The following is a 23,976-nucleotide window of genomic DNA, read 5'->3' as shown; positions in this document are numbered from 1 at the left end:
CCCCTGGGCGACAGCCTGAAGCGTCACAGCAATGCACAAGCCTCACAGCTGCATGTGATTGCCCCATCCGTTGTGAGGCGGACTGAAGATTCCCGCCTTCACCGACAAGGAAACTGAAACGTTGTGGCGGGCATCGAATCTGCCCGAAAGTGTTCCTTCGCGGCCGATGTGACACCCGGTCACCGACCCTACGGTCCGGGTATGAGTCTCACCGCCAGTCTGGACGAATCGTCCGTCGCCGCCACACCGGGCGAGGAGACGGCCCTTCCGCTACAGGTCCTGAACTCCGGCCGGACAGTGGAGGAGTACCGCTTCGAGGTGGTCGGTGCCTGCGCCGCCTGGTCGGCGGTGGAGCCCTCGGTCCTGTCCCTCTATCCGGGCGACTCCGGGACCGTGTCGCTCATGCTGCGCCCGCCCCGCGACTCGACGGTGCCGGCGGGCGAGACACCGTTCGGCATCCGGGTGGTGCCGACGAGCGAAGAGAGCGGGACGGTGGTGCCCGAGGGCCGGGTGACCGTCCTGCCGTTCACGGAGACGACGGCCGAACTGGTCCCGCGCAGCTCGCACGGATCCCGGAGCGGACAGCACCGGCTCGCCGTCGACAACCGCGGCAACACACCGGTCACCGTACGGCTCGGAGCCCAGCCCGGTACGGAGCTGGCGCGGGTGGTCTTCGCCGTTCCCGAACTCCAAATCGAGCCCGGCCGGGCCGAGTTCGGGAAGCTGCGCGTGCGACCGGCCAAGAGGATGTGGCGTGGTACGCCGGTGACGCACCCCTTCCAGGTGTTCGCCACCCCACGGGTTGCCGAGGACCAAGAGCCGCTGGAACCAGTCCTGTTGGACGGCTCCTACCAGCAGGAACCGATCCTGCCGCGCTGGTTGCCACGGGCGCTCGTCGTCGCCGCCGTGGTGCTGATCGCGCTGATCGGCCTCTGGTACGCGCTGCTGCGCCCGGCGGTGAAGTCGGCGGCGCGGGAGGCGGTCACGCCCGACGCGGTACGGTCGGCCGTCGAGGCCGACAAGAGCGCCTCACCGGACGGGCAGAGCCCCGACGGGGGAGGCCCGGCCGGCGCCGATTCCGCCGGTGGCGACTCCGCCGGCTCGGGCGACGGTACGCCGGGATCCAGCGAGTCACCGAGCCCCGGTTCCTCGGCGGAAGCCCCCGCGACCGCACCGACCAGCGCACAGGTGCGGGTCAATGACGCGGTGGGCGGCGGGGCGAACACGGGGACGGCCCTGCGGGTACCGGCCGGCCAGACCTTCGAGCTGACGGACATCGTCGTGCAGAACCCGCAGGGCGACGCGGGAACGGTCGTCGTCTCGGCCGGGCCGGAGACACGGGTGCTCAGCCTCGGGCTGGAGAACTTCCGCGATTCCGACTACCACTTCGTGACCCCGATCCTGGTGCCCGCGGGAGGTACGGTCACGATGACCATCGACTGCCGCAGGGTCGGCAGGCCGGTGGGTGCGCCGGCGCCGTCGCGCTGCACGGAGTCGCTGTTCCTTGGCGGCAACATGCGCCCGGAGTAGTTGAGCTGACTGGCCGTCAGACAAGTCAGGAAAAAAGCGCGGGCTCAGGCGGGCGGCGCCTCTTCCTCCTCTTCCGGGCCGTCCGCCGCGGCCCGCTGGACGAACGAGCCCTGCACGTCGGCAGGTTGCTCCTCCTCGTCCTCCGTGGCCGCCCGCTGTACGGCGGCGCCGGTTGCCGGAGTCGAGCCCGACGTAACGTCAGATGCATGCGTGGGCACAGCCGATGGCGTGTCGGCCAGCACCCGGTCCGCGTTCGCGACGGCCTCCCGCTCGAAGCGGTCCGAGGGGTCGCTGACCCGGATACCGCCGGGCGCCTCCGTCCCCTCCACCGGCCCTTCCCGCTGCTGGATCACATGCGTCAGCTCATGCGCGAGCGTGGTGCGGCCCTGCGGCGACAACGGGTCGTACGCGTCGCGTTGGAAGACCACGTTGTTGCCCACGGTGTACGCGTGCGCGCCGACGCCCTTCGCCGATTCGTGGGCGGCGCCGTCGTTGTGGACGCGTACGTCGGAGAAGTCCGCGCCCATCCGGTTCTCCATGTCCGCGCGCGTATCGGCGTCCAGCGGGGAGCCGCCCGACGACACGACCTCGTGGACCGGCGAACGCCGCTCCTCCTCGGCCCCGGCCTGATCCGGCGAACCGCTCCGCGAGCGCTGGATCATCGGGCCGAGCGCTCTGTTGCCGACGGCCCGCTGGAGCGTGCCCATCCCGGCGGCACCGATCACATCGGCCCGCCCGTCGGCCGCCGCACGGTAGAGGTGGTGGGCCCGCTCGGAGTCCCGCCCTGGCTCATGCCGACTGTCGTGCTCGTGCTCGTGATCATGCGAGGGCTCACGCTCGTGATCGTGGCCATGATCGTGGACGTTCTCGAGGTCGTGTGCGTTCATCGTCATCTCCCCTGACCGCACCGGTCGTTCGGCTGCCGGGCCGGGGGCCGCGCCGCGGCGTTCCCCACGCTCCACCCTTCGCCGCGGACCCCTTCCCGGTCCAGGCCGCACACCGGCCCGGCCGGGGCACCCGGCGGTGCCCCATCGGGCAATCCGGAAAGCGCGACGCCGCCGACCCCGGAAGCCTCACGGCTGGTCCGGGTCCGGCGGCGTGTGGTTCAGCTCAGACGCCGACACCGAAGTCGGTGGCGATGCCGGAGAGGCCGGAGGCGTAACCCTGGCCCACGGCGCGGAACTTCCACTCCGCACCGTTGCGGTACAGCTCGCCGAAGACCATCGCGGTCTCCGTCGAGGCGTCCTCGGTGAGGTCGTAGCGCGCGAGTTCGGCGCCGCCGTCCTGGTTCACCACGCGGATGAAGGCGTTGCGGACCTGGCCGAAGCTCTGGCTGCGCGACTCGGCCTCGTGGATGGAGACCGGGAAGACGATCTTGTCGACGTCGGCGGGGACGCCGGCGAGGTTGACCTTCAGCGACTCGTCGTCGCCCTCGCCCTCACCAGTGAGGTTGTCACCGGTGTGCTCGACCGAACCGTCGGGGCTCTTGAGGTTGTTGTAGAAGATGAAGTGCTGGTCGGAGGGGACCTTGCCGGCCGCGTTGACCAGCAGCGCGCTCGCGTCGAGGTCGAAGTCGGCGCCGGTGGTGCTGCGCGCGTCCCAGCCCAGGCCGATGAGCACCGCCGTCAGACCCGGCGCCTCCTTGCTGAGCGAAACGTTGCCGCCTTTGGAGAGGGAAACTCCCACGATCTTCTCCTGGTGCTCGAAGGTATGGACTGATCAAAATCTACAACACTGTAGAAATTGTGAGCGGCGCAGGGGAGCGGCGCGGAGATGGCCGTACGGACGGAGCGGTGCGGGGGGTACGCCCCGCCCCCCGCACCGCCGTCTGTCGGCCGTAGCGCTTGCTTCTACAGCACTGTAGAAACTAACAGCACGGGTGCGGTGGTACAGACCGGGGGACGATTGTGGGCAGGGCGGGGGAAAGGTGCCCGGCCCGGTTGCCCGGCTGTTCGTGGGGCGGCTGCTCGTCGGGCGGCAGGCACGCACCCGCCGGACGGCCCTAAGGCGTGAACGCCCGTCGCACCGTGAGTGCGAGCGCCGCGCGGCGGCGGTCGTGGGTGGACTCCGGTTCGTCGTTGCTCGCGGTGTACATGACGCTGGCCGGCGACCAGGTCATCGACATGGCCGTGACCATGGCGAGCACTTCCGCCGCCGGGATCGACGGATCGACGACGCCCTGTGCCTGCGCGTCGGTGATCGACCGCAGTTTCTCGGTGTCGTGCCCCGGCATGAAGTGGAACAGGTCGCCGGTGGGGGTGCGTTCGAGGCGGGCCCAGGTGGCGAGGCGGACGAGTTCGGGGTGGACGAGGTAGGCGTCGTACAGCCGGACCGCGTAGCCGGGAAGATCGTCGCCCGTGACGGGGACCGTGCCCACGATCAGGTCCAGGTGCTCGGCGAAGACGGCGTCGAACAGCTTGTCCTTGTTGCCGAAGTACGCGTAGAGCTGCGCCTTGTTGACCTGGGCGGCGGCGGAGATCCGGTCGACGCGGGCCCCCGCGATGCCGTACGCGGCGAACTCCGCCGTCGCGGCGTCCAGCAGCCGGCGCCGGGACGCCTGGCCCGCGCTCGTGATCTGTCCCGTCTTCATGGCTGAAGGCTAAACCAACTGGTTTGTCGCTTTGTCGGCACCATCGGCATCGTCGCGGCCACCCGTCGCCATGTCCAGGACGAACCGGTACCGGACGTCGTTGCGCGCGAGCCGGTCCAGCGCCTCGTTGACCTGGTCCGGGCGCATGATCTCCACATCGGCGACGATGCCGTGCTCGGCGCAGAAGTCGAGCATCTCCCGCGTCTCGGCGGTCCCGCCGCTCCCCGCGCCCGCCAGCGTCTTCGCGCCCACGATCAGGCTCAGCGGGCTGACCGTGAGGTCCCCGGGCGGTATGCCCACCACGCACAACGTGCCGTCCATCGCGAGCGCGGACATGTACGGCTCCAGCGAATGCGCGGCGCCGACCGTGTCGAGGATGAGGTCGAACCGGCCCGTCTGCGCCTCCATCTGCTTCTCGTCCGTCGACAGGACGACGTCGTCCGCGCCGAGCGCGCGCGCCTCGTCCGCCTTGTCGGCGGTACGCGTGAACTGGACGACCTCGGCGCCCATGTGATGGGCGATCTTCAGGGCGAGATGCCCGAGCCCGCCCATGCCGACGACGCCGACCGTCCGGCCGGGCCCCGCTCCCCACCGCTTCAGCGGTGCGTACGTGGTGATGCCCGCGCACATCAGCGGCGCGGCGGCGGCCGGGTCGAGCCCCTCGGGCAGGTGGTAGGTGAACTTCTCCGGCAGTACGTACTCCGAGGAGAAGCCGCCACGGGTGGTCAGGCCGTCCTTCGGGTCGGTGCCGCCGTAGGTCAGCGTCGGGTACCGCAGGCACCAGTTCTCCCGGCCGGCCAGGCAGGGCGGGCAGATCCCGCATGAGTCGATGATGTTGCCCACCGCGACCTTGTCGCCGACCCGGAAGCGGGTCACGGCGTCGCCGGTCGCGGTGATCTCGCCGACCATCTCGTGGCCGGGCACGACCGGGAACTCGCCGCCGTGGTTGACGGCGGAGATGTCGGTGGCGCAGACACCGCAGTACTCCACCCGTACGGCCACGTCGTCGCCGAGGAGATCGCGGCGGGTGAAATCCCAGGGCTCCAGCGGGCCGCCCTGTCGGTGGGCGGCCCATCCGTTGACGTTCCTCATGGCGGATGCTTCCCTTCATGGAAAACTAACTAGTTTGTTGTCTCACCATGAAACGTACCGCCGCCACTTCCGATCGTCAAACAAACTAGTTTGTTTATTCCGTTCGACGCGACCGGCTCAGCGCAGGATCCCCGCCTGCCGCGCCTCCCGCAGCCAGGACGGGAACTCCGACAGGAGCCGGTCGTACAGCTCCGGATCCGAGATGCCCTCGATGTCGTCGACGGCGAAGAAGCCGACGTTGTCGACACGGCGGCCCGCCATCGTGTCGAAGCGTTGCAGCACCCCGTAGTTGGCCCTCCCGAGCCCGACGAACTGCCAGAACACCGGCTCCTCGACGGCCGCGCGCAGCTCCCGCTCGATCTCGGCGTCGCGGTACACACCGCCGTCGGAGAAGAACAGGACCAGGGTCGGCGCGGGCACGGGATTCTGGCGTACGTACGCCCGCACCTCCGCGATGACCTTCTGCTCCTCGTTCTGGAAACCGACCGCCCGCATGTCGACCTGCCCCGCCACCAGACCCTTCGGCGGCTTCTTACGGCCGAAGAGACTCATCTGCCCCACCCGCACATGCAGCCTCAGCCACTCGGGCAGCTCGCCGATCACCAGATCGGGCAGCCGCGCCGGGTTGGTGGCGAATGTCCACGCCTGCATCTCGCCGTCGTCGTCGAGCTGTGCCGCGACGGCCGCCATCCGCTCGGCGACGTTCTTCACCACGCCGCGTGTGTAGAGCGCGCTCATCGAGCCCGAGGCGTCGAGGACGAGGATGACGCGCGCGACGACGCCGGTGACGCCGTGCTTGTCCAGGCTGACCGCGACCTGTTCCTTGCGCAGCGAGAGGCGCTTGCGCATGTCGACGGGAAGCCGCTCCTCACCCTTGGTGAGGCGGGCGCCCGGCCGGCCGGCCGGGGGAGCGGGGGCAGGGGGCGCGGCCGGTGCCGGGCGCGGTACCGGCGCCGGGGCGGGAGGCGGTACCGGCGCGGCGACCGGCGGCGGCTCCTCGTCGACCGTGATGCCGAAGTCCGTCGCCAGCCCCGCCAGCCCGCTCGCGTACCCCTGCCCGACCGCCCGGAACTTCCACCCACCGCCCCGCCGGTACAGCTCACCGCTCACATACGCGGTCTCCGAGCCGGCCTCCATGTCGAAACGCGCCAGCTCCGCGCCGGACGCCGCGTCCAGCAGCCGCAACCGCAGGCCGGGCACCTGCCCGAACGTCCCGCCGTCGGCCGACGCGCACAGCGCCACGCGATCGATGCCCGGCTCCAGCCGCGCGAGGTCCACCTCCACGGAGTCGGCGCCTGGCTGCTTGCCGACGTGGCGCACGGCGCCGGAGGCGTGGTGCGGCTGGTTGTAGAAGACGAAGTCGCCGTCGGAGCGGACCTGCCCGACGTCGGTCAACAGGAGGGCGGAACCGTCCACGTCCGGTATGCCGGGCCCCGCCGACCAGCTGAGGACGGCCCGCACGGAGGGGACCGTCACCGGGAGATTGGCGCCTTTGCTCAGTGTCGTCACGGCAGCCAGTCTGCCCGCCGACGGATCCGAAGTCTCCGGACTTGACGGACTTCGCGGACTCTGCGGACCCGCGCCCCGCCGCACCCGGCGCCCGCCCGTCCTCCTGGCTCTCCGGCGCGCCCCCGGCGCCCCGCCGCAGTACCGTTGCGGCATGGGTACATGTACAGATCTCGCCAACGCGACTGCTGACGTGGCGCCCCTCTCGAGCACCGACGAATGCGTCGACTGTGTCGCACTCGACCGCCGGGACTGGGTGCATCTGCGCCTCTGTCTGTCCTGCGGACACGTCGGATGCTGCGACAGCTCACCGCTGCGGCACGCGACCGAACACTTCACACAGACCGGTGACCCCGTCATGCGCTCCCTGGAGCCCGGCGAGCAGTGGCGCTGGTGCTTCACTCATCAGCTGCTGGGCTGACCGTCTCCTCGACTGCTCGGCCGGCGCTCTCCCCGTCTGCCGGGCCGACCGCCTCCTCCTCGATCGGCAGGCACACCTGGAAGCGGGTGTCCCCCGGACGCGAGGTGACCTTGAGGTCCCCGTGGTGCTTGTTGACCACGATGCGGTACGAGATGTCCAGCCCCAGCCCCGTTCCCTCCCCGACCTGCTTGGTCGTGAAGAACGGCTCGAAGATCCGTGGCCGCACGTCCTTCGCGATGCCCACCCCCGTGTCCGCGATCTCGACCATCAGCCGCATGTCCTCGCGCCAGGTGCGCACCGTGAGCGTGCCGCCGTCGGGCATCGCGTCCAGGGCGTTGACGATCAGATTCGTCCACACCTGGTTAAGCTCCGCGCCGTAGGCCGGGATCGACGGCAGGTCGTGGTCGTACTCCCTCACCACCCGCACGTCGTCCGGGATCTTGGCCTGGAGCATGGTCAGGGTGGCGTCGATCAGGGCGTGCACGTCGACGATCTGCAGGGGTGTGCGGTCGAGCTGCGAGTACTGCCGGGCCGCCCCGACCAGGTCCGAGATCCGCTCCACCGAGTCGTCGATCTCGCCCATCATCAGCTCGGTGTCGATGGTGTACGTGATCCAGCGCACCGCCCCCTCGAAGTACTCGTCGCCCACCGTGGCCGCCGCCTCGGTCAGCCACGGCACCCCGATGCCCGCGGCCACCAGCGACGGCGCCAGGTCCCACGCCTTGGCGAGCCCCTGCTCCTCCAGCCAGTCGCTGACGGTGTCCTCCGCGTCGGAGGTCTCCATCGCCGTCATCTCGACGCCCGTTGCGGCACGCTGGACGGCGTCGTCCTGGAGCCCCACCAGGGTGTGCAGCGCGGCCCCGTCGAGCCGGCCGTCGGCGATCATGGCCAGCTTGTGCCGCATGCCCGTGACCCGCTCCCGCAGCCCCGCCGTCGCCCGCAGGGCCGCCGCGGCGGGATTGTTCAGCTCATGGGTGAGACCGGCGGACAGCGACGCCAGGGCCAGCAGCCGCTCCCGCTCGTTGACGATCGCGTTGGCCGCGCGCGTACCGAAGAACAGCCCCTCCAGCAGATGCACCGCCATCGGGAACCAGGTGCGCACCGCGTACGCGAACTCGTCGGCCGGCAGTACGAAGAACTCGGCGTCGCTGACCGCGCGCAGCGTGTGCGGATACAACTGCTCGACCCGGTCGCCCAGATACGCGCGCGTCGCGCCGCTGTACACGCCCCGCTGGTCGGTCCTGTTGACCTCGACGTCGTCGCCGTGCAGGACCCGGTGGAGCGAGATCGCACCGCTGAGCAGCACGAAGAAGCAGGTGGCCGAGTCCCCCTCCCGGTACACCACCTCACCGGCGTCCCGTCGCTCGACCCGGCCGCGCTCGGCCAGCCAGTGGAGCTGTTCGAGGCTCAGCGACTCGAACAGGAAGAGGGTGCGCAGCTGCTCGGGTGCCAGCCGCTCCTCCGGGGTGGTGCTCACTGTGCCTCCAGATATCGATGCACCAGGGAGACGGCCATGGCGCCCTCGCCGACGGCCGACGCGACGCGCTTGACCGAGGTGGCGCGCACGTCTCCGGCGGCGAAGACCCCCGGGACGCTCGTCTCCAGGTGGTACGGATCGCGCGGCAGGCCCCAGCCCGCCGGGCGCTGCCCGCTCGTCAAGAGATCCGTACCGGTGACGACGAAGCCGCGCTCGTCGCGGGTGACGGCCCCGTCCAGCCAGTCGGTGTGGGGCTCGGCGCCGATGAAGACGAACAGCCACGACGTCGGGACGTTTCTGCTCTCCCCGGACCGGGAGTCGCGCAGGGTCAGGCTCTGCAGATGCCCGTCGCCCTCCGCGCAGGTCACCTCGGTCCACGGATGGACCTCGATGACGTCGATGTCGTTGAGCTGGTCGATCAGATAGCTCGACATCGAACGCGTCAGATCGCCCTGACGGATCAGCACATGGACGCGGCGGGCGTAACGGGAGAAGTACACGGCCGCCTGCCCGGCGGAGTTGGCGCCACCGACGATGTAGACCTCCTCGTCGGAGCAGTTGATCGCCTCGGTGACCGTGGACCCGTAGAAGACTCCGGTGCCGGTCAGCTCCTCCACTCCGACCGCGCCCAGCCTCCGGTAGGAGACGCCGGTGGCGAGGACCACGGTGTGAGCGGTGACCGTGCTCTCCTCGCCCAGCCGCAGTACGCGGCCGGAGCCCGCCGCGTCCAGCGCGACCACCCGCTGGGTGCTGAGGATCTCCGCCCCGAACTTGAGCGCCTGGCGGCGGGCCCGCTCCGTCAGCTGCTGGCCCGACACACCGTCGGGGAAGCCCAGGTAGTTCTCGATCCGGCTGCTCTGGCCGGCCTGCCCGCCGGTGGCCTGCTGCTCCACCAGCAGCGTCCGGAGCCCCTCGGACGCGCCGTAGACGGCCGCGCCGAGACCGGCGGGCCCGCCGCCGACGACCACCAGGTCGTAGAAGTCGGAGGCCGGTACGGTGCTCAGCCCCACGTGCGCGGCCAGCTCCCGCTCGGAGGGGTTCACCAGCGTCTTGCCGTCGGAGGTGACGACCATCGGCACGTCCGCCTGGGTGAGTCCGGCGGCGGTCAGCAGTCGGCCGCCCTCAGGCTCGTCCGAGATCAGCCACCGGTACGGCACGAGGTTGCGGGCCAGGAAGTCCCGTACGGCGAAGGACGGCGCGGACCACCGGTGACCGACCACCCGCGTCTCCGTGACACCAGGGTCCGGGGTGGCCAGCCACAGCTCCAGGAGCGAGTCGATCACCGGGTAGAGGTTCTGCTCCGGCGGGCTCCACGGCTTGAGCAGATAGTGGTCGAGGTCCACGACGTTGATGGCGTCGATCGCGGCATCGGTGTCCGCGTACGCGGTCAGCAGCACCCGGCGGGCCAGCGGGAAGAGATCCATCGCGGACTCGAGGAATTCGAGGCCGTTCATACGGGGCATCCGGTAGTCGGCCAGCATGATCGCGAGCTGGTCCCCGCGCAGCTTGATCTCCCGCAGCGCTTCCAGCGCCTCCGCACCCGACACGGCGCGTACGACGCGGTAGCTCTCGCCGTACTGCCGCCGGATGTCGCGGGCGACGGCCCGGGAGACGGCCGGATCGTCGTCGACGGTCAGAATTGTCGGATTTGCCATACCTCCATCATGGCCCTTGGCGGCGCGAGGTGCGGTGGACGGCGGTTGGGGGGCCGCCGTCCACCGCGGTCGGGAGGGCGCAGGCCACGCCCCGTGCCCGTGACGGTCAGTGCGCGGTGTCGGTCTGCCAGACCACCGTCCCCCCGGCGGCACGGATCACCACGTTCCCGTCCATCAGGACGATGAGCTTGGCGTGCGGATTCCCGGTCGTACGGGACTTCCACACCGGCCGGTCGTCGGCCCCGAGGACGACGAGGTCGCCGTCCTCCTGGAAGACCGCCTTGACCCCGCCGGTCCCGGCGGTGCCCGACTCCCAGCGCTGCTCGTCGCGCTCGTCCAGGACGACGAGATTGCCGACCTCCCGCATCACGAGCCGGGCCTTGTCCGTGCCGACCGGCCCGTCGGCGGGGCGCAGGGTGAACGGGGCCTCAAGGATCCGGTCACCGTCGGGGCCGCCGCCACCGTCGAGTTTGCCGTCGGCGAGGAGTTCGATGGTGGTGAGCGAGGGAGCGAACGCGTACACCGCGCCCTCGGTCCTGACGAACTGCTCGAAGTGCACCTTGCAGCCCTTGAAGCTGACATCGGTCGCGGTGCCGACCAGCGGGTCCCGGCCGGGAGGCTGGTCCCTCGACGGGAAGTTCGGCTCCTCGATCCAGTCCTTCTGGATGAACTCGAACTGCCGCACCAGATCGGACTGGTAGCAGACGAAGACCAGACCGCGCGGTGCGTCCGGGCCGTTGCCCGCACTGCCGGCGGGGTCGAACGGCTGACCGTAGGGAATGCCGCGCCGCATGATGCGCCGCCCGTCGAGCGCGCCCTTCTCCGGGACGGTCTGCTCGTCGCTCGACTTGAGCAGCAGACCGTCGCGCGGGCTGGTCTTGCGCAGATGCGAGAAGAGCGGAGTGATCTCGCCCTCCAGGTCGTCGCGGTAGCTGATGTCGTTGTCCGACCACGCCTCCGCGTCGCTGGGGCTGTCCGCGTGCGGGCACTTCGCCACCGGCGTGCCCGAGCGCCAGCGGCCGACCAGGCGCGCGGCCAGCCACTCGGTCGTCGCCTCTGGAGGCACCTTCCCCTGCTCCTTCAGCTCCTTCAGACGCACCGCGACCTGCGCCCACCAGCCGGGGACGTCCTGCGCGAGACGCCGCAGAACCTGGAAGGAGCCGTTCGTCGCCCAGTCCGGGAGGTCGTTCGGTCTGCCGCCGTCCCGCTCGTGCCCGACGACGAACTCGCCGGCCGGGATGATCCGGGTGCCGGGGCTGCCCTTCTTGTGCTCGGGCCTGTCCGGGTCGGGCTGGTCGAAGCCCTGTACGGCGGGCTCGCTGATCCCGTCCTTGAAGCCGAAGTGCTCCTTGCCCCGGCGGCTTCCCTCCAGGGTCGCGCCGTCCTGCTCGAAGACGATCACGACCTTGTGCCGGGCGGCCTCCTCGCGCTCCTCGGTCAGCGCGACGCGCAGATCCTGGGGACGGTCCGCGGCGACGGTGAGCACCGCGTGGATCGGCTGCCCCGTGCCGTTGCCGAACAGCCAGTGCTCCGGGGCGCACTGCCCGGTGTCACCGAGCAGGTCGGCACGGGCAGCGGGCCCCTGCTTGAAGGCTTCCTGCGTACTGCCCGGCGGGACGGACGGGAAGGGATCACGCCCGGCCAGCAGCCGCAGTCCGGGATAGGTGAAGCTGACGACCCGCCATACGGCGTTGAGCGCCCTGGGGTCGTCACCACCCGACTGTTTACGGGCCTTGCTGAACTCCGCGTTGAACGCCGCGACCTGACGGGTCGTCGCGATCCGGGGACGCAGCCGGCGCAGCCAGGTCCTGGCCAGCTTGTCGTCCTCGAACTTCAGCAGGAGTAACTGGACGTGGTCCTTCTTGGCTCCGGCGATGATGTCGCCCTGGATCTCCCGGCTCTTGCGCAGCGGCAGACCGTCCCCGCCGCCACCGGGCGGGTCGTACGCCGTCGAAGGCTGTGCCGCGTAGGTCATGACCGCACCCCGCTCGGCTCCAGGGAGATCCACTTGGCGACGCTCGGGACACCCTCCTCGTTGAGCAGGAACAGCATGTACCAGCCCGGCGGGGCGGCCTCGGCGGTGGGCGGCGCCTGAAGCTCCAGCTCGCCGCTGCCCTGCCGCTTGATCCGCAACTCCACATGCCGCTGGCTGGTGTTGACCGAGTGGGTGGCGGTCGTGGGCGCAAGCAGCACGGCCCGCTTCACGTCGTCGGTGGTGGAGCTGGAGACGGTGAACCGCTGGTCGAAGACGAGCGGGCGGGACGGCGCGGAGTCGAGCTGGGGACGGGCGCCGTTGTGGAGGTACGACGGCTCGTACATCTCGATGGTGCCGTCGAGATCGTCCTTGATGTTCCGGTCGTTGGCGATCTGCTGCGCCTCGTCGCCGGTGACCATGACACGGCCGTCGGGCAGCACCACGGCGTTCGAGTGGTAGCCGCGCGGGAGGCGCTGGACGGGGCCCAGCCGCCAGTCGCCGTTCTCGTCACGCAGCTCCGTGTGCCGGTACTTCAGGTCCGCGTTCGGGTTGTACAGCCCGTTGCCGTAGTCGCGGATGTCGTAGGAGCCGTTGACGGTCAGCAGATTGCCGTCCGGCAGGAGCAGCGTGTTGTCCTGCGTGCGGCCGAACGCCCGAGCCTCCTTGGTCTTCCACTTGCCCGCGGCGAGTTGGTAGGTGTTCGGGTCCGTACGGTCGCCGCCGAGGACCAGGACGGAGTCCGGGCCGCGGAAACCGCCGGGCAGCGGGACCGCCGAGCCGTAGCTGCGGTTCACGCCGTCCGGCCGCTGCGCCAGGTCGCTCCGGGTCTCCTTGACGGGGTCGAAGAGCCACTGCTGGTCGTGGCTGCGGCCGAGTCCGTAGATCTTCCCGTCGCGCAGGCTGAACAGGTGCGGGTAGTCGAGCTTGTACGGCGCGTCCGCGCGGAACCGGTCGACGTTTTGGAACCGGGGGACGTCGGTCGTGCGGTACGGCACCGGGTTACCGAGCGCGGGGAAGCGCTCCACGATCGGGGTGGGGGTGCCCCAGCCCAGCTCGGACTGGCCGGACATGATCAGCATTCGGCCGTCGGGGCCGGTGACGACGCTGGGATACCAGCGGCCGACGGACATGTCCTCGTTCATCGCCCAGGTCTCGCTCCACGGGTCGAAGACGAAGGACAGCTTGGCCCCCGAGCCGCCGTTGCTCCCGAGGTTGCCGCCGAAGACGCCGAGCATCCCGTTCGGCAGGAAGGCGTGTCCGGCGCAGAAGATCGGCGCGGGGCGGGAGATGCCCGTGCTGTCGGGCATGGTGACTGCGGGTGGGGTGACCTTCTTGAAGGCTCGCTCTCCGGTCCCCTTCGCGGGGTCCCAGAGGTAGGCGCGGCCCCGGTTGGCCGCGCCGACGATCTGGGTGGGCGCCGTTTCCTTCGTGGGGTCGGTCTCGATGCGTTCGAAGGAGAAGAGGAGCACCTTGCCGGTGGGCAGTTGGGCGATGTGGACGCCGAAGTCCGGCGAGTCGAAGTACTCCTTGAAGGCGCCGAATTCCGACGCCTTGTACTCCTTGTTGGTCTCCGTCTGCGTCTCGGTGAGCATCTTCAGCCGGGCGGTGCGGGTCGCCTGCGGGTAGGTGCCGAGATCCTCGGCTCCGGCGCGGGTGGCGGCGTGCTCCTCGGCGTGCTCGCGCCCGAGCACCGCCTCCTCGGCGGGGTCCACGCCCGCCCTGGTCGTGTGCTCGTGGTGGCCCCCGTCGCCGTGAGCGACAACGGGGGTGGCACCGGCGAGAGTTGAGGCCGCGAGGGCGCTGACGACAGCGCACGCCGCGAGGGTGCTGGACAGCCTTGAGCGAGAGCGGGGAATTCTCATGAGGCTCGGTCCGGGTCCTTTCCGGGATGGATGGAGCACGTGGTACGGCGATGCCGCACCCGGAGCGAATACCTACTCGTAGTAATCATGCTCGTGGCGTTCGGGTGTAAAGGTCCAGGAAAACGAGCGTTTTTGCCTCTATGGAGGTAACAGACAGTTGATAGGGTTCGCTCCCCGCGCGAGCGCCCGGCGCATGAATCGCCCGCTGTCCGGCCGTGTCCGCCCCCGTCGCGCGCCAAGTCCGCTTCTGACGCGGGCTGTTGACAAACCCGTGACATGCTTGAAAACTCTCACTGCCCGACCGCATGACCTGAACTGAGAAGCTCAATTATTTGCGGTTCTCTTGCAAGATCGGGGCAGTTGATCTGTCCCGTTTGATCGTGGTCCTGCCGTTCCCCCCACCACGGACCGGCATCTCTCACTCTGTCGACCCCACGGAAACAGAGGACACCATGAAGTCGAAGCATCTCCGACGACGGCTGATCTCCGGCGTATCCATGACCGGACTGCTTGTCGTCGGGCTCCTGCCCGCCGCGTCCGCTTCGGCGGCCGGCCCGCCCGCGAAGACCGACGACACGTCGGCGCGGCCTGCCGCTGCCGAGCGCGGAGCCACCCTCCCGTACGTCGAGTACGAGGCCGAAGCCGCCGACTACGACGGCACGTTGCTGGAGGCGGACCCGAAGCGCACCTTCGGGCACACCAACTTCGCCAGCGAGTCGTCGGGCCGCAAATCGGTACGGCTGGACAGCACGGGGGAGTTCGTCGAGTTCACCTCGACCAGCGAGTCCAACTCGATCGTCGTACGCAACTCCATCCCGGACGCGCCCGGCGGCGGCGGTATCGACGCCACCGTCAGCCTCTACGCCGACGGCACGTTCGTGCAGAAACTGGACCTGTCGTCCAAGCACAGCTGGCTGTACGGCAACACCGACGACCCCGAGTCGCTGACCAACACGCCCCAGACGGACGCCCGCAGACTCTTCGACGAGTCGCACGCGCTGCTGGAGAAGAGCTATCCGGCGGGCACGAAGTTCAAGCTCCAGCGTGACGCGGACGACGACGCGTCCTTCTACGTCGTCGACCTGATCGATCTGGAGCAGGTGGCGCCCCCGGCGGACAAACCGGCCGAGTGCACCTCGATCACCGAGTACGGGGCGGTCCCCGACGACGGGAACGACGACACCAAGGCCATCCAGGACGCGGTCACCGCCGACCAGAACGGCGACATCGACTGCGTCTGGATCCCGCGGGGCCAGTGGCGCCAGGAGCAGAAGATCCTGACCGACGACCCGGACAACCAGGGCCAGTACAACCAGATCGGGATCAGCGACGTCTCGATCCGCGGCGCCGGCATGTGGCACTCACAGCTCTACACGCTCACCGAGCCGCAGAACGCGGGCGGGATCAACCACCCGCACGAAGGCAACTTCGGCTTCGACATCGACGACAACACCCAGATCTCCGACATCGCCATCTTCGGCTCCGGCCGGATCCGCGGCGGCGGAGGCGCCGAGGGCGGGGTGGGCCTCAACGGCCGCTTCGGGCAGAACACCAAGATCACGGACGTCTGGATCGAGCACGCCAACGTGGGAGTCTGGGTCGGCCGCGACTACGACAACATCCCGGCGCTCTGGGGCCCCGCCGACGGCCTCGAGTTCAGCGGCATGCGGATCCGCAACACGTACGCCGACGGCATCAACTTCAGCAACGGCACACGCAATTCGCAGGTGGACAATTCCTCCTTCCGCACCACGGGTGACGATTCGCTCGCCGTCTGGGCCAATCGATACGTCAAGGACCCGGCGGTGGACATCGCGCACGACAACTCGTTCACCAACAACACCATTCAGCTGCCCTGGCGGGCCAACGGGGTCGCGATATACGGCGGTTACGGCAACAAGGTGCAGAACAACCTGATCGCCGACACGGCCAACTACCCGGGAATCATGCTCGCGACGGATCACGACCCGCTGCCTTTCTCGGGCGAGACCCTGCTCACCGGAAACGCGTTGCACCGCACGGGCGGCGCTTTCTGGAACGAGGACCAGGAGTTCGGCGCGATCACCATTTTCCCGGCGAGCCGCGACATCACCGGGGTGAAGATCAGGGACACCGAGATCTCCGACTCCACGTATGACGGCATTCAGTTCAAGAACGGCAGCGGCAACGTACCGGACGTCGAAATCAGCAACGTGTCGATCGACAAGTCCAACAACGGCTCCGGCATCCTCGCGATGGGCGGCGCGCGTGGCAACGCGACGCTGACGGACGTGACCATCACCAACTCGGCCGAGGGAGACGTCCTGGTCGAGCCGGGATCGAGCTTTGTGATCACGGGCGGCCCGGGCATCAGGCAAGCGGCCGACTGACACGAAATCGGCAGGGCGGGAGCCCGCTCGGCGCCTTCCGTACGGCTCTGTGAGGGGAGCCGTACGGAAGGCGCTTTTTGCGCATTCAGGACTATTCGCGATCGATGGAAAAGCTCTAGTTTGTCCGCTTTGTCGGGCGGGTGTTATGTGTACTCAGCGGCTAACTTGTCCCTTTCTGGGCGGTGTTGTCGTCGAGCGGTTGCATCGAAACCTCGTGATGTGTGTCACAGGTTCAGTGGGAGGTGTCTCCCGCGCCCGTTCCCACCTCCCGTGCGGGAAGGGAAAGTTGAGGCTTGTACCGACGGACGGGAATTCGAATTGCCCGCCGTTTGATCAGCGAATGGCGGGACGCGGTGAATTCAGGACTTGTTTCGCTCGGACGTTCTCGCTTACGTTCTCGTCATTCCGGGCGGAACGCCGAATCCTGCCGCTGCTCGGAAACCGCACCCACCCATTCACGTACGGCAGGAGCGGGGGACCCAGGTAAGTCGCCGATCCGGCAATGCCGGACCGGCTCGGGGTGAAGCCGCGCCAACAGCGCGGCCGGGCATCTCCCGCCCGAACCCGACAGCTCACCTCGCAGGCGACGGAGAGGATTTCGTCATGCCCGCAGAGGGTAAGCACCGCCGTTCCCGCACCAGCCCGCTCGCCCGCCGCCTCATCGCCCTCGGCACGGGCAGCGCCGCACTCGCGCTGCCCCTGGTGACCGCCACCACGGCGGGCGCCGCGCCCGCCCCGCAGGCCGTCAAGGCCCCGACTGCCGCCACTGCCGCCGCGAAGGTCACCCACACCGTCTCGAAGGGTGAATCGCTGGCCAAGATCGCGGACGCCCGTTCCGTGAGCGGCGGCTGGAAGGCGCTGTACAAGACCAACCGCGCCACCGTCGGCGAAAACCCGTCGCTGATACACCCCGGCCTGAAGCTGAAGCTCTCGGGCAAGCCGAAGGCCGCGGCCCCGACCGCGTCGACCGAGAAGAAGGCGTCGGGCGAGACCACCGAAGCCGTCGAGACGGCCGCGAAGTCGTACACCAACGACCTCGACGGCTGGATCCGCGAGGCGCTGGACGTCATGGCGCAGAACGGCATCCCCGGTTCGTACGACGGGATCCACCGCAACATCATGCGCGAGTCCGGCGGCAACCCGCAGGCCATCAACAACTGGGACTCCAACGCTGCGGCCGGCACCCCGTCGAAGGGTCTGCTCCAGGTCATCGCCCCGACCTTCGAGGCGTACCACGTGCCCGGCACGTCGACCGACAGCTACGACCCGGTCGCCAACATCACGGCGGCGTGCAACTACGCGGCCGACCGCTACGGCTCGATCGACAACGTGAACGGCCCGTACTAATCGGCACGGTCACCGCGTGACCCAGAGGCCGGGCAGGCTGCGCGAAGCAGCCCGCCCGGCCTCCGGCTGTCCTCAATCGCCGGACCGGCTTGGTTCTGTGTCCTCAATCGCCGGACGGGCTCAATAAGAGCCCGTCCGGCGATTGAGGACGAACCGGCCGCCGGACGGACCCGGCCCACGCCACCGCCTAGACGTCGAGCAGCCCCGCCGCCAAAGCCTCCACCCGTGCCCGCCACGCCACCCCCGCCGCCTCCGCGTCGAAGTCGTGCGGGCCCGTCTGGGTGAGGACCAGCCGGGGCCCGTGCCCCGTCCCGGCGCGCAGCTCCCAGCGGACCTCGCCCTCCGGGTGCCAGGCGTACGCCAGGACTTCCGGCGCCCGTACGTCCGTGACCGGGCCCGCCGGGACCTTGTCGGCCGTGAAGCCCGACGGCACCGGCGAACCGGTCACCGGCTCCGCACCACCCGGGGCTTACCGCCGAGCCAGCAGCCAGTCCATCGCCGACGGGCATGTGTCGAGGACCGAGACGTGCCCGTCATCGGGCCGTACCCACAGCTCCGCCCGAGGAAGTCCGGCGAGCATCGACCCGGCGTGCGCGGGTGGTACGACGCGGTCGCGGCCGCCCTGCACGAGCAGTACGGGCGCGGCCACCTCCGCAAGGTCGAAGCCCCACGCGGTGGCGAAGGCGACGTCGTCGTCGATCAGCCCGTCGGGCCCGGCCTGCCCCGCCTTCACCGCGTCGTCGCCCAGCGACGACCACGGGCCCGCCAGCGCGGCGAAGTCGGCGGAGGTGAAGCTCGCGGGGTCGAACTCGTCCGTCGCCGCGTACAGTTCGCGCGCTTCGCGCCCGTCGGCGGCGGAGCGCAGACCGCCGGGCGCCACCATTCCCTCGTACCAGTCGAAGTCCCGCGTGTACGGCGCGATGCCCGCCAGGCAGACGACGCCCGTCACCCGGTCCGGCAGCAGCGCGGCGCACGCCAGCGCGTGCGGCCCACCACCGGACGCCCCCATCGTGGCGAACGACCCGACGCCGAGCGCGTCCGCGATCCGCTCCACGTCGGCGGCGGCCGATGCCACGTTCCGGCCCGGCAGCGGGCTCGAACCCCCGTAGCTGGGGCGGCCGTACGACACCAGGCGGATCCCGCGCGCCGCCGCCGCCGTGAGCAGCGGCTCCAGCGGGACGCCGGTCTGCGGCGAACCGTGGTGCCAGACGACGGTCAGCCCGTCCGCGTCCCCGCCCGCGCCCTTGGCGCCGCCACCGCTGTCGTACGTCCGCAGCGTGCGCCCGTCGCTCAGCTCCACGTCCTGTTCGATGACCACCGGCTCAGCCTACGGCGCGCGGTCGGCCCCGCTCAGCAGATCCCGTCCCCCGGCTTGGGGTTGCCCAGCGCGAACAGCGGGCGCAGCCGTAGCCCGGCCCATGTCCCGAGCAGGGCGGTCGCGCCCCAGATCCAGCCGTGCAGACTGCCCGACGCGATGCCCGCGAGGTAGGCGCCGATGTTGCAGCCGCCCGCCAGTCGCGCGCCGATCCCCATGAGTACGCCGCCGAGCACCGCCGCCACGGCGGTACGGCCGGGGATGCCCCGGTGCAGCGCCCATGTCCCGCCGAGCGAGGCGGCGACAGCGGCGCCGATCATGATGCCGATGTCGGTCAGGCTGTTCTTGTCCTTCAGTACGGGCCCCGCGAACATCTCGGCATTGCCCGGCTGCTGCCAGAACGACCAGTTGGCGGGGTTGCCGCCGAGCGCGTCGACCACCCGCGAGCCCCACAGGCTGAACGCGCTGGTGACACCCCAGGGACCGCCGGACACCAGCAGCACGCCGGCGCCCAGCACGGCCAGCGCCAGTGCGCCGGCGGCCAGCGGCCACGAGCCGCGCAGCACACGCGCCGCGCCCTTGGCGCTCGGCGGGGTGCTGATCGGCGGCGGGGTACGGCGCGCCTGTACGCGGCGGCTCACCAGCACGATGAGGCCCAGTACGGCGATGGTCGCCGCCCAGGAACCGAACCAGCCGACGTGGTCGGACAGGAGGACCGGGTCGAGCGCGGGCAGGTCCTTCCAGAGGTCGAACTGCCAGGCGGCGACGGTCGATCCGACGATGAAACCGCCGAGGGTGAGCACGATGGACGACTGTCCCGAGCCCACGGCGAACAGCGTGCCGGACGCGCACGCCCCGCCGAGCTGCATTCCGACGGCGAAGACGAACGCCCCGACGAGCAGCCCGACACCGAGCGGCCCCGCCGACGGCGCGGGCACGGACCCGAACAGCCCGGTGCCGCTGCCGATGATCAGCGCGAAGAGCGTGGCGGTGGTGCCGAGGAGCAGGGCGTGGGCGCGCAGCCCCTGCCCGTTGCCGACGGCGACCAACTGCCGCCAGGCGGAGGTGAATCCGAACCGCGAGTGGAAGAGCGCCAGGCCCAGACCGAGCCCGAGCAGCAGGAGCGTGCCGGGCTTGGCGCCGTGCGTCGACCACACGTACGCGGTCAGCGCGACGGCCAGCAGCCCGGATATCGCGAGCGGCACCCGGCGTACCGGAGGCGCGGGTTCGGCCTCGGGGGCGGGGGAGGAGGTCGGGGAGGGGACGAGCAGCGCGGCGGGGTTGCCCCGGCGCGGGGGAGCGGTGGTGGTCACGACGGTTCTCCGAAGTCGGGTGGTCGGCGGCGGCGGGGCGCGGGGGCTCGACTCAGGAACAACAGAGGTTGTCGTCGACGCACCACACCGAGTTCGCGAAGCACGCGAGACAGAGGAAGCGGGCAGGTGCGGACATGGCGGCGAGAGTAGCGCCGATTTTCGATTCCATGCACACGTATCTCACGGACCGGACCCCGGCGGCGCCGGACCTCAGGATCGACCCGAGCCGTGCTTATGCCTGCGGGATCCGGCGGTTGATGTCCGCGGTCATGTTCCGCATCGTCACGCGGAAGATCTCGGCCTGGTGATCACCGAGGTACGCGGTGTGGCCGAAAACCTCCAGGACGACGAGGCCGTGCATGTGCCCCCACGCGCTCAGGAAGAGCGCGGTGGCCGGTGCCGGCAGGTTGCCCAGACCGCCCGGTGGCAGGCTCTCCAGGTAGGTCCGTAGCTCGGTGGAGAGGGCGGGCATCTCGGCCGCGGCGAGCTGCTGCGCGGTGTACCCGCCGAACATCTCCCTCTCGAAGACCGCGCCCATCCGGCGCACCGCCTGCGTGGTCGGGCCGTCGACGGGCGCCGCGTAGTACCGGAGCGGTGTTCCGTAGAGGAGTTGGAAGTGCTCGGGGTGGTCGATGGCCCACCGGCGGTAGCCCTCGGTCGCGACAACCAGGCGCGGCAGGGCCGAGTCGCCGTCTGTCGAATCCCCGGCCACGGTGTCGCCGCCCGCGGTGTCCACGGAGGCCTGCACCGCGTCCGCGAGGTCGTCGTACGCCTTGGCGACGAGCGACGTGACGAGGGAGTCCCGGCTCGGGAAGTAGTGGTAAAGCGCCTGCACGGTCATGCCGAGACTCCGCGCGACCCCGCGCAGGGACAGGGCCCCGGGCCCGTCTTCGGCGAGCTGCAACTCGGCGGCGTCCAGGATCTCTTGAGTGGCCGCGGCCCGGCGCCGCTCGCGCAGGGAGGGGCGGGCCGATACGGGTTCGTCTGCGGGCATGCGCCCACCGTACGACGCACATCAAGAATGTGAACAGTGTTAGGTAAATCTCGCACTGCCAACTCCGCGTGTGCTCACCTAACGTCATCGCCGCGACGAAGAGTGCGACACCGAGACCGACTTCGAGACCGAAACCGAGACCGACACCGCACCTGGTTCCGACGGGCGAAAGCCTCCGTCGAGCACTGCGCCGGCCCCCCTCGTGCACCTGCACCCGGCCGACCCACGTCGTCTTCATGCAAGGAAGCAAAGGAGAGCAAGCGCGTGTTCGAACGCATAGCGGAACTGGCGATTCGCCGGTCCCGGCTGGTACTCGTCGTCGCCGTCGTGGTGGTGGCCCTCATGGGTGCCGTGGGCGCCGGCGCATTCAGCAAACTGCTGGGCGGCGGCTTCGCCGACCCGGCATCCCAGTCCACCCGGGCCGGCGAGGTCATCGACAAGAAGTTCGGCGGCGAGACGAACCTGGTTCTGCTGGTCCGCGCCGCCGACGGCCGCGTCGACACCCCGGCCGCGGAGAAGAGCGGCCGGGCCCTGGTGGCCGACCTCAAGAACGAGAAGACCCTCGCGAACGTCGTCTCCTACTGGGAGACGGACAGCCCCGACCTCCGCTCCCGCGACGGCAGCGAAGCCATGGTGCTCGCCCACGTAAAGGGCGACGAGACACAGCAGCAGAAGAACGCCACGGAACTCCTCGACACCTACACCGGCACCTACGAGGACACGCTCACGGTCAAGGCCGGCGGCGGCGCCGCGGTCGGCAGCGACATGTCCACGCAGGTGGTCGACGACCTGATCCTGGCCGAGGCCATCGCCATCCCGCTGACCCTCTTGCTGCTCCTGTTCGTCTTCGGCAGCGTGGTCGCAGCGCTGCTGCCGCTGGCCATCGCGATCATCGCCATCCTCGGCTCGTTCGCGCAGCTCTCCGTCCTCGGCAGCGTCACCGACGTCTCCAACTCCGCGACCAACCTCACCACCGCCCTGGGCCTGGGCCTCGGCATCGACTACGCCCTGCTGATGATCAGCCGCTTCAGGGAACAACTCGCGACCGGGGCGAGCGTCGACGACGCTGTCCGGCGAACGGTCAACACCGCGGGCCGCACGGTCGCGTTCTCCGCCGCGACCGTGGCCGCCGCGCTCGCCGCGCTCCTGGTGTTCCCGCAGTACTTCCTGCGCTCATTCGGCTACGCGGGGGTCGGGGTCGTCGCCATCGCGGCCATCGGCACGCTGTTCGTGATGCCGGCCCTGTTCGTCGTCCTCGGCCACCGGGTCAACAGCGGGAAGCTCCCATGGGCGAAGACCGCGCGCCCCGACGCCCGCACCTCCGTGTGGGGACGGCTGGCACGTACCGTCATGCGGCGCCCCGCGCTCACCGCGCTGCCGGTGCTCGCGATCATGCTGCTGGCGGCGAGCCCACTGCTGGGGATCACCTTCGGCACACCGGACGAACGCGTGCTGCCCGAGAGCGCCGAGAGCCGCCAGGTGGCCACCGCGCTGGAGAAGAACTTCAACGGCAGCGACGCCGCAGCCCTGCACATCGTCATCGAACAGCGCGTGAGCAAGGCCCCGTTGGAGACGTACGCGGGCGAACTGTCCCAGCTCAAGGGCGTGGCCCGCGTCGAGACCAGCGCGGGGACCTTCGCCGACGGACAGCCCACGGAAGCCGGCCCCGGCGACGCCGCCCTCGGCCGGCCCGACGCGCAGCGGATCAGCGTGGTCAGCTCTTTGGCTCCGAGGTCGGACGAGGCACAGGCCCTGGTCGGGGACGTCAGGGCACTCACCCCGCCCGACGGATCGCACCCCCTGGTGGGCGGCGTCGACGCCGAACTGGTCGACTCCAAGGAAAGCATCAGCAGTCGGCTCCCGATCGCCGTGGCCCTGGTCGGCGTCACCACCTTCATCCTGCTCTTCCTGTTCACCGGCAGCATCGTGCAGCCGCTGCGTGCCCTGGTCCTCAACGTGATCAGCCTGGGAGCGACCCTCGGCGTCATGACCTGGATCTTCCAGGACGGCAACTTCTCCTCCTGGCTCGGCTTCACGGCGCAGCCGATGGAGGTGGCGATGACGGTGCTGATGTTCTGCATCGCCTTCGGCCTCTCCATGGACTACGAGGTGTTCGTCACCAGCCGGATCAAGGAACTCCACGACCTGGGCGAGGACAACGAGTCGGCGGTGGCCGACGGGCTCGGGCACACGGGAGGCATTGTCACCGCGGCGGCCTGTCTGCTGGCGGTGAGCTTCTTCGCCTTCGGCACGGCGAAGCTCAGCTTCATGCAGATGTTCGGCCTGGGCAGCGGGCTGGCCATCCTCATCGACGCCGTCGCCGTACGCGGCGTACTCGTCCCGGCCGCGATGCGCCTGCTCGGCCGCACGGCCTGGTACGCGCCCGGCTTCCTGCGCACGTTCCACGCACGCTTCGGCCTCAGCGAGACCGGCCAGACGGACCCCGCGAAGCCTCTGCCGTCCGATGACCGCACCCAGACCCCAGTCAGCCCGTCCGGCGTTTGAGGACGGACCCTCGGCCGGGCGGGCC

Annotated in this window: 18 protein-coding genes and 1 riboswitch; of the genes, 5 read left to right on the top strand and 13 right to left on the bottom strand. The window is 70.0% G+C overall.

Annotated features, from left to right (window positions below; translation table 11 throughout):
* Positions 1 to 201: 201 nt before the first annotated feature.
* On the top strand, positions 202 to 1,530 hold the full coding sequence (locus tag ACFWHU_RS03720) for a hypothetical protein (protein WP_385798033.1): 1,329 nt from the start codon (positions 202 to 204) through the stop codon (positions 1,528 to 1,530).
* A gap of 44 nt (positions 1,531 to 1,574) precedes the next feature.
* Here ACFWHU_RS03720 and ACFWHU_RS03715 read toward each other — a convergent pair whose 3' ends face one another.
* The 5 genes from ACFWHU_RS03715 to ACFWHU_RS03695 form a co-directional block, all read right to left on the bottom strand.
* Positions 1,575 to 2,417: a DUF4157 domain-containing protein gene (locus ACFWHU_RS03715; RefSeq protein ID WP_387223664.1), complete on the bottom strand. Its 843-nt coding sequence runs from the start codon at positions 2,415 to 2,417 to the stop codon at positions 1,575 to 1,577.
* A gap of 223 nt (positions 2,418 to 2,640) precedes the next feature.
* Positions 2,641 to 3,216, bottom strand: a complete 576-nt coding sequence (locus ACFWHU_RS03710) for a TerD family protein (protein ID WP_078074584.1) — start codon at positions 3,214 to 3,216, stop codon at positions 2,641 to 2,643.
* 316 nt (positions 3,217 to 3,532) lie between these two features.
* Entirely contained in the window at positions 3,533 to 4,120 is a 588-nt protein-coding gene (locus ACFWHU_RS03705; protein ID WP_385798029.1) for a TetR family transcriptional regulator, read from the bottom strand.
* A 9-nt stretch (positions 4,121 to 4,129) separates the two neighbouring features.
* Entirely contained in the window at positions 4,130 to 5,212 is a 1,083-nt protein-coding gene (locus ACFWHU_RS03700) for an NAD(P)-dependent alcohol dehydrogenase (protein WP_387223661.1), read from the bottom strand.
* A gap of 117 nt (positions 5,213 to 5,329) precedes the next feature.
* On the bottom strand, positions 5,330 to 6,721 hold the full coding sequence (locus tag ACFWHU_RS03695; RefSeq protein ID WP_385798026.1) for a VWA domain-containing protein: 1,392 nt from the start codon (positions 6,719 to 6,721) through the stop codon (positions 5,330 to 5,332).
* 151 nt (positions 6,722 to 6,872) lie between these two features.
* Between ACFWHU_RS03695 and ACFWHU_RS03690 the strand changes: the two genes are divergently transcribed.
* Positions 6,873 to 7,139, top strand: a complete 267-nt coding sequence (locus ACFWHU_RS03690) for a UBP-type zinc finger domain-containing protein (protein WP_385798025.1) — start codon at positions 6,873 to 6,875, stop codon at positions 7,137 to 7,139.
* On the opposite strand, the gene ACFWHU_RS03685 is transcribed toward ACFWHU_RS03690, so the two are convergent.
* From ACFWHU_RS03685 to ACFWHU_RS03670, 4 genes are all read right to left on the bottom strand, one after another.
* On the bottom strand, positions 7,117 to 8,616 hold the full coding sequence (locus ACFWHU_RS03685; protein WP_385798023.1) for an ATP-binding protein: 1,500 nt from the start codon (positions 8,614 to 8,616) through the stop codon (positions 7,117 to 7,119). The two genes, ACFWHU_RS03690 and ACFWHU_RS03685, sit on opposite strands and share 23 nt — an antisense overlap.
* The gene (locus tag ACFWHU_RS03680; RefSeq protein WP_387223658.1) at positions 8,613 to 10,271 is read right to left on the bottom strand and encodes an FAD-dependent oxidoreductase; all 1,659 of its coding nucleotides are present in this window, start codon (positions 10,269 to 10,271) and stop codon (positions 8,613 to 8,615) included. The genes ACFWHU_RS03685 and ACFWHU_RS03680 overlap by 4 nt, the downstream gene beginning before the upstream one ends.
* A 106-nt stretch (positions 10,272 to 10,377) precedes the next feature.
* Positions 10,378 to 12,246 (bottom strand): Dyp-type peroxidase, encoded by a 1,869-nt coding sequence (locus ACFWHU_RS03675; RefSeq protein ID WP_387223657.1) that lies wholly within the window; start codon positions 12,244 to 12,246, stop codon positions 10,378 to 10,380.
* Positions 12,243 to 14,108: a galactose oxidase-like domain-containing protein gene (locus tag ACFWHU_RS03670; RefSeq protein ID WP_385798017.1), complete on the bottom strand. Its 1,866-nt coding sequence runs from the start codon at positions 14,106 to 14,108 to the stop codon at positions 12,243 to 12,245. Before ACFWHU_RS03670 ends, ACFWHU_RS03675 begins: the two co-directional genes overlap by 4 nt.
* 452 nt (positions 14,109 to 14,560) lie before the next feature.
* On the opposite strand from ACFWHU_RS03670, the gene ACFWHU_RS03665 reads away from it, so the two are divergent.
* Positions 14,561 to 16,477: a right-handed parallel beta-helix repeat-containing protein gene (locus ACFWHU_RS03665; protein ID WP_387223654.1), complete on the top strand. Its 1,917-nt coding sequence runs from the start codon at positions 14,561 to 14,563 to the stop codon at positions 16,475 to 16,477.
* Between the two features lie 438 nt (positions 16,478 to 16,915).
* A riboswitch (cyclic di-AMP (ydaO/yuaA leader) is annotated at positions 16,916 to 17,076 on the top strand.
* 4 nt (positions 17,077 to 17,080) lie between these two features.
* Positions 17,081 to 17,824, top strand: coding sequence for a transglycosylase SLT domain-containing protein (locus tag ACFWHU_RS03660; RefSeq protein ID WP_387223652.1), 744 nt, complete (start codon positions 17,081 to 17,083; stop codon positions 17,822 to 17,824).
* Positions 17,825 to 18,011: 187 nt separating this feature from the next.
* Here the strand turns inward: ACFWHU_RS03660 and ACFWHU_RS03655 are convergent, their stop codons facing one another.
* The 4 genes from ACFWHU_RS03655 to ACFWHU_RS03640 all read right to left on the bottom strand — a co-directional run bounded on the left by ACFWHU_RS03655 (position 18,012) and on the right by ACFWHU_RS03640 (position 21,446).
* A complete protein-coding gene (locus tag ACFWHU_RS03655; RefSeq protein WP_387223650.1) occupies positions 18,012 to 18,272 on the bottom strand; it encodes a hypothetical protein in 261 nt (86 codons plus the stop codon).
* 21 nt (positions 18,273 to 18,293) lie between these two features.
* The gene (locus ACFWHU_RS03650; RefSeq protein ID WP_387223648.1) at positions 18,294 to 19,142 is read right to left on the bottom strand and encodes an alpha/beta fold hydrolase; all 849 of its coding nucleotides are present in this window, start codon (positions 19,140 to 19,142) and stop codon (positions 18,294 to 18,296) included.
* 32 nt (positions 19,143 to 19,174) lie between these two features.
* Complete coding sequence (locus ACFWHU_RS03645; protein WP_385801569.1) at positions 19,175 to 20,452, bottom strand: YeeE/YedE family protein; 1,278 nt, start codon at positions 20,450 to 20,452, stop codon at positions 19,175 to 19,177.
* A 232-nt stretch (positions 20,453 to 20,684) separates the two neighbouring features.
* The gene (locus ACFWHU_RS03640; protein WP_387223645.1) at positions 20,685 to 21,446 is read right to left on the bottom strand and encodes a TetR/AcrR family transcriptional regulator; all 762 of its coding nucleotides are present in this window, start codon (positions 21,444 to 21,446) and stop codon (positions 20,685 to 20,687) included.
* A 264-nt stretch (positions 21,447 to 21,710) separates the two neighbouring features.
* Between ACFWHU_RS03640 and ACFWHU_RS03635 the strand changes: the two genes are divergently transcribed.
* Positions 21,711 to 23,951, top strand: coding sequence for an MMPL family transporter (locus ACFWHU_RS03635; protein WP_387223643.1), 2,241 nt, complete (start codon positions 21,711 to 21,713; stop codon positions 23,949 to 23,951).
* Positions 23,952 to 23,976: the final 25 nt, after the last annotated feature.

The organism is Streptomyces sp. NPDC060366 (assembly GCF_042725135.1).
Taxonomy (GTDB): Bacteria; Actinomycetota; Actinomycetes; order Streptomycetales; family Streptomycetaceae; genus Streptomyces.
The sequence above is the reverse complement of the archived record's forward strand: the minus strand, read 5'-3'. Positions and strand labels throughout refer to the sequence as shown.

Coding starts and splice junctions, on each gene's coding strand:
- ACFWHU_RS03700 (WP_387223661.1), bottom strand. CDS start 5,212: ATGAGGAACGTCAACGGATGGGCCGCCCACCGACAGGGCGGCCCGCTG.
- ACFWHU_RS03720 (WP_385798033.1), top strand. CDS start 202: ATGAGTCTCACCGCCAGTCTGGACGAATCGTCCGTCGCCGCCACACCG.
- ACFWHU_RS03640 (WP_387223645.1), bottom strand. CDS start 21,446: ATGCCCGCAGACGAACCCGTATCGGCCCGCCCCTCCCTGCGCGAGCGG.
- ACFWHU_RS03680 (WP_387223658.1), bottom strand. CDS start 10,271: ATGGCAAATCCGACAATTCTGACCGTCGACGACGATCCGGCCGTCTCC.
- ACFWHU_RS03715 (WP_387223664.1), bottom strand. CDS start 2,417: ATGAACGCACACGACCTCGAGAACGTCCACGATCATGGCCACGATCAC.
- ACFWHU_RS03660 (WP_387223652.1), top strand. CDS start 17,081: ATGCCCGCAGAGGGTAAGCACCGCCGTTCCCGCACCAGCCCGCTCGCC.
- ACFWHU_RS03690 (WP_385798025.1), top strand. CDS start 6,873: ATGGGTACATGTACAGATCTCGCCAACGCGACTGCTGACGTGGCGCCC.
- ACFWHU_RS03705 (WP_385798029.1), bottom strand. CDS start 4,120: ATGAAGACGGGACAGATCACGAGCGCGGGCCAGGCGTCCCGGCGCCGG.
- ACFWHU_RS03675 (WP_387223657.1), bottom strand. CDS start 12,246: ATGACCTACGCGGCACAGCCTTCGACGGCGTACGACCCGCCCGGTGGC.
- ACFWHU_RS03670 (WP_385798017.1), bottom strand. CDS start 14,108: ATGAGAATTCCCCGCTCTCGCTCAAGGCTGTCCAGCACCCTCGCGGCG.
- ACFWHU_RS03665 (WP_387223654.1), top strand. CDS start 14,561: ATGAAGTCGAAGCATCTCCGACGACGGCTGATCTCCGGCGTATCCATG.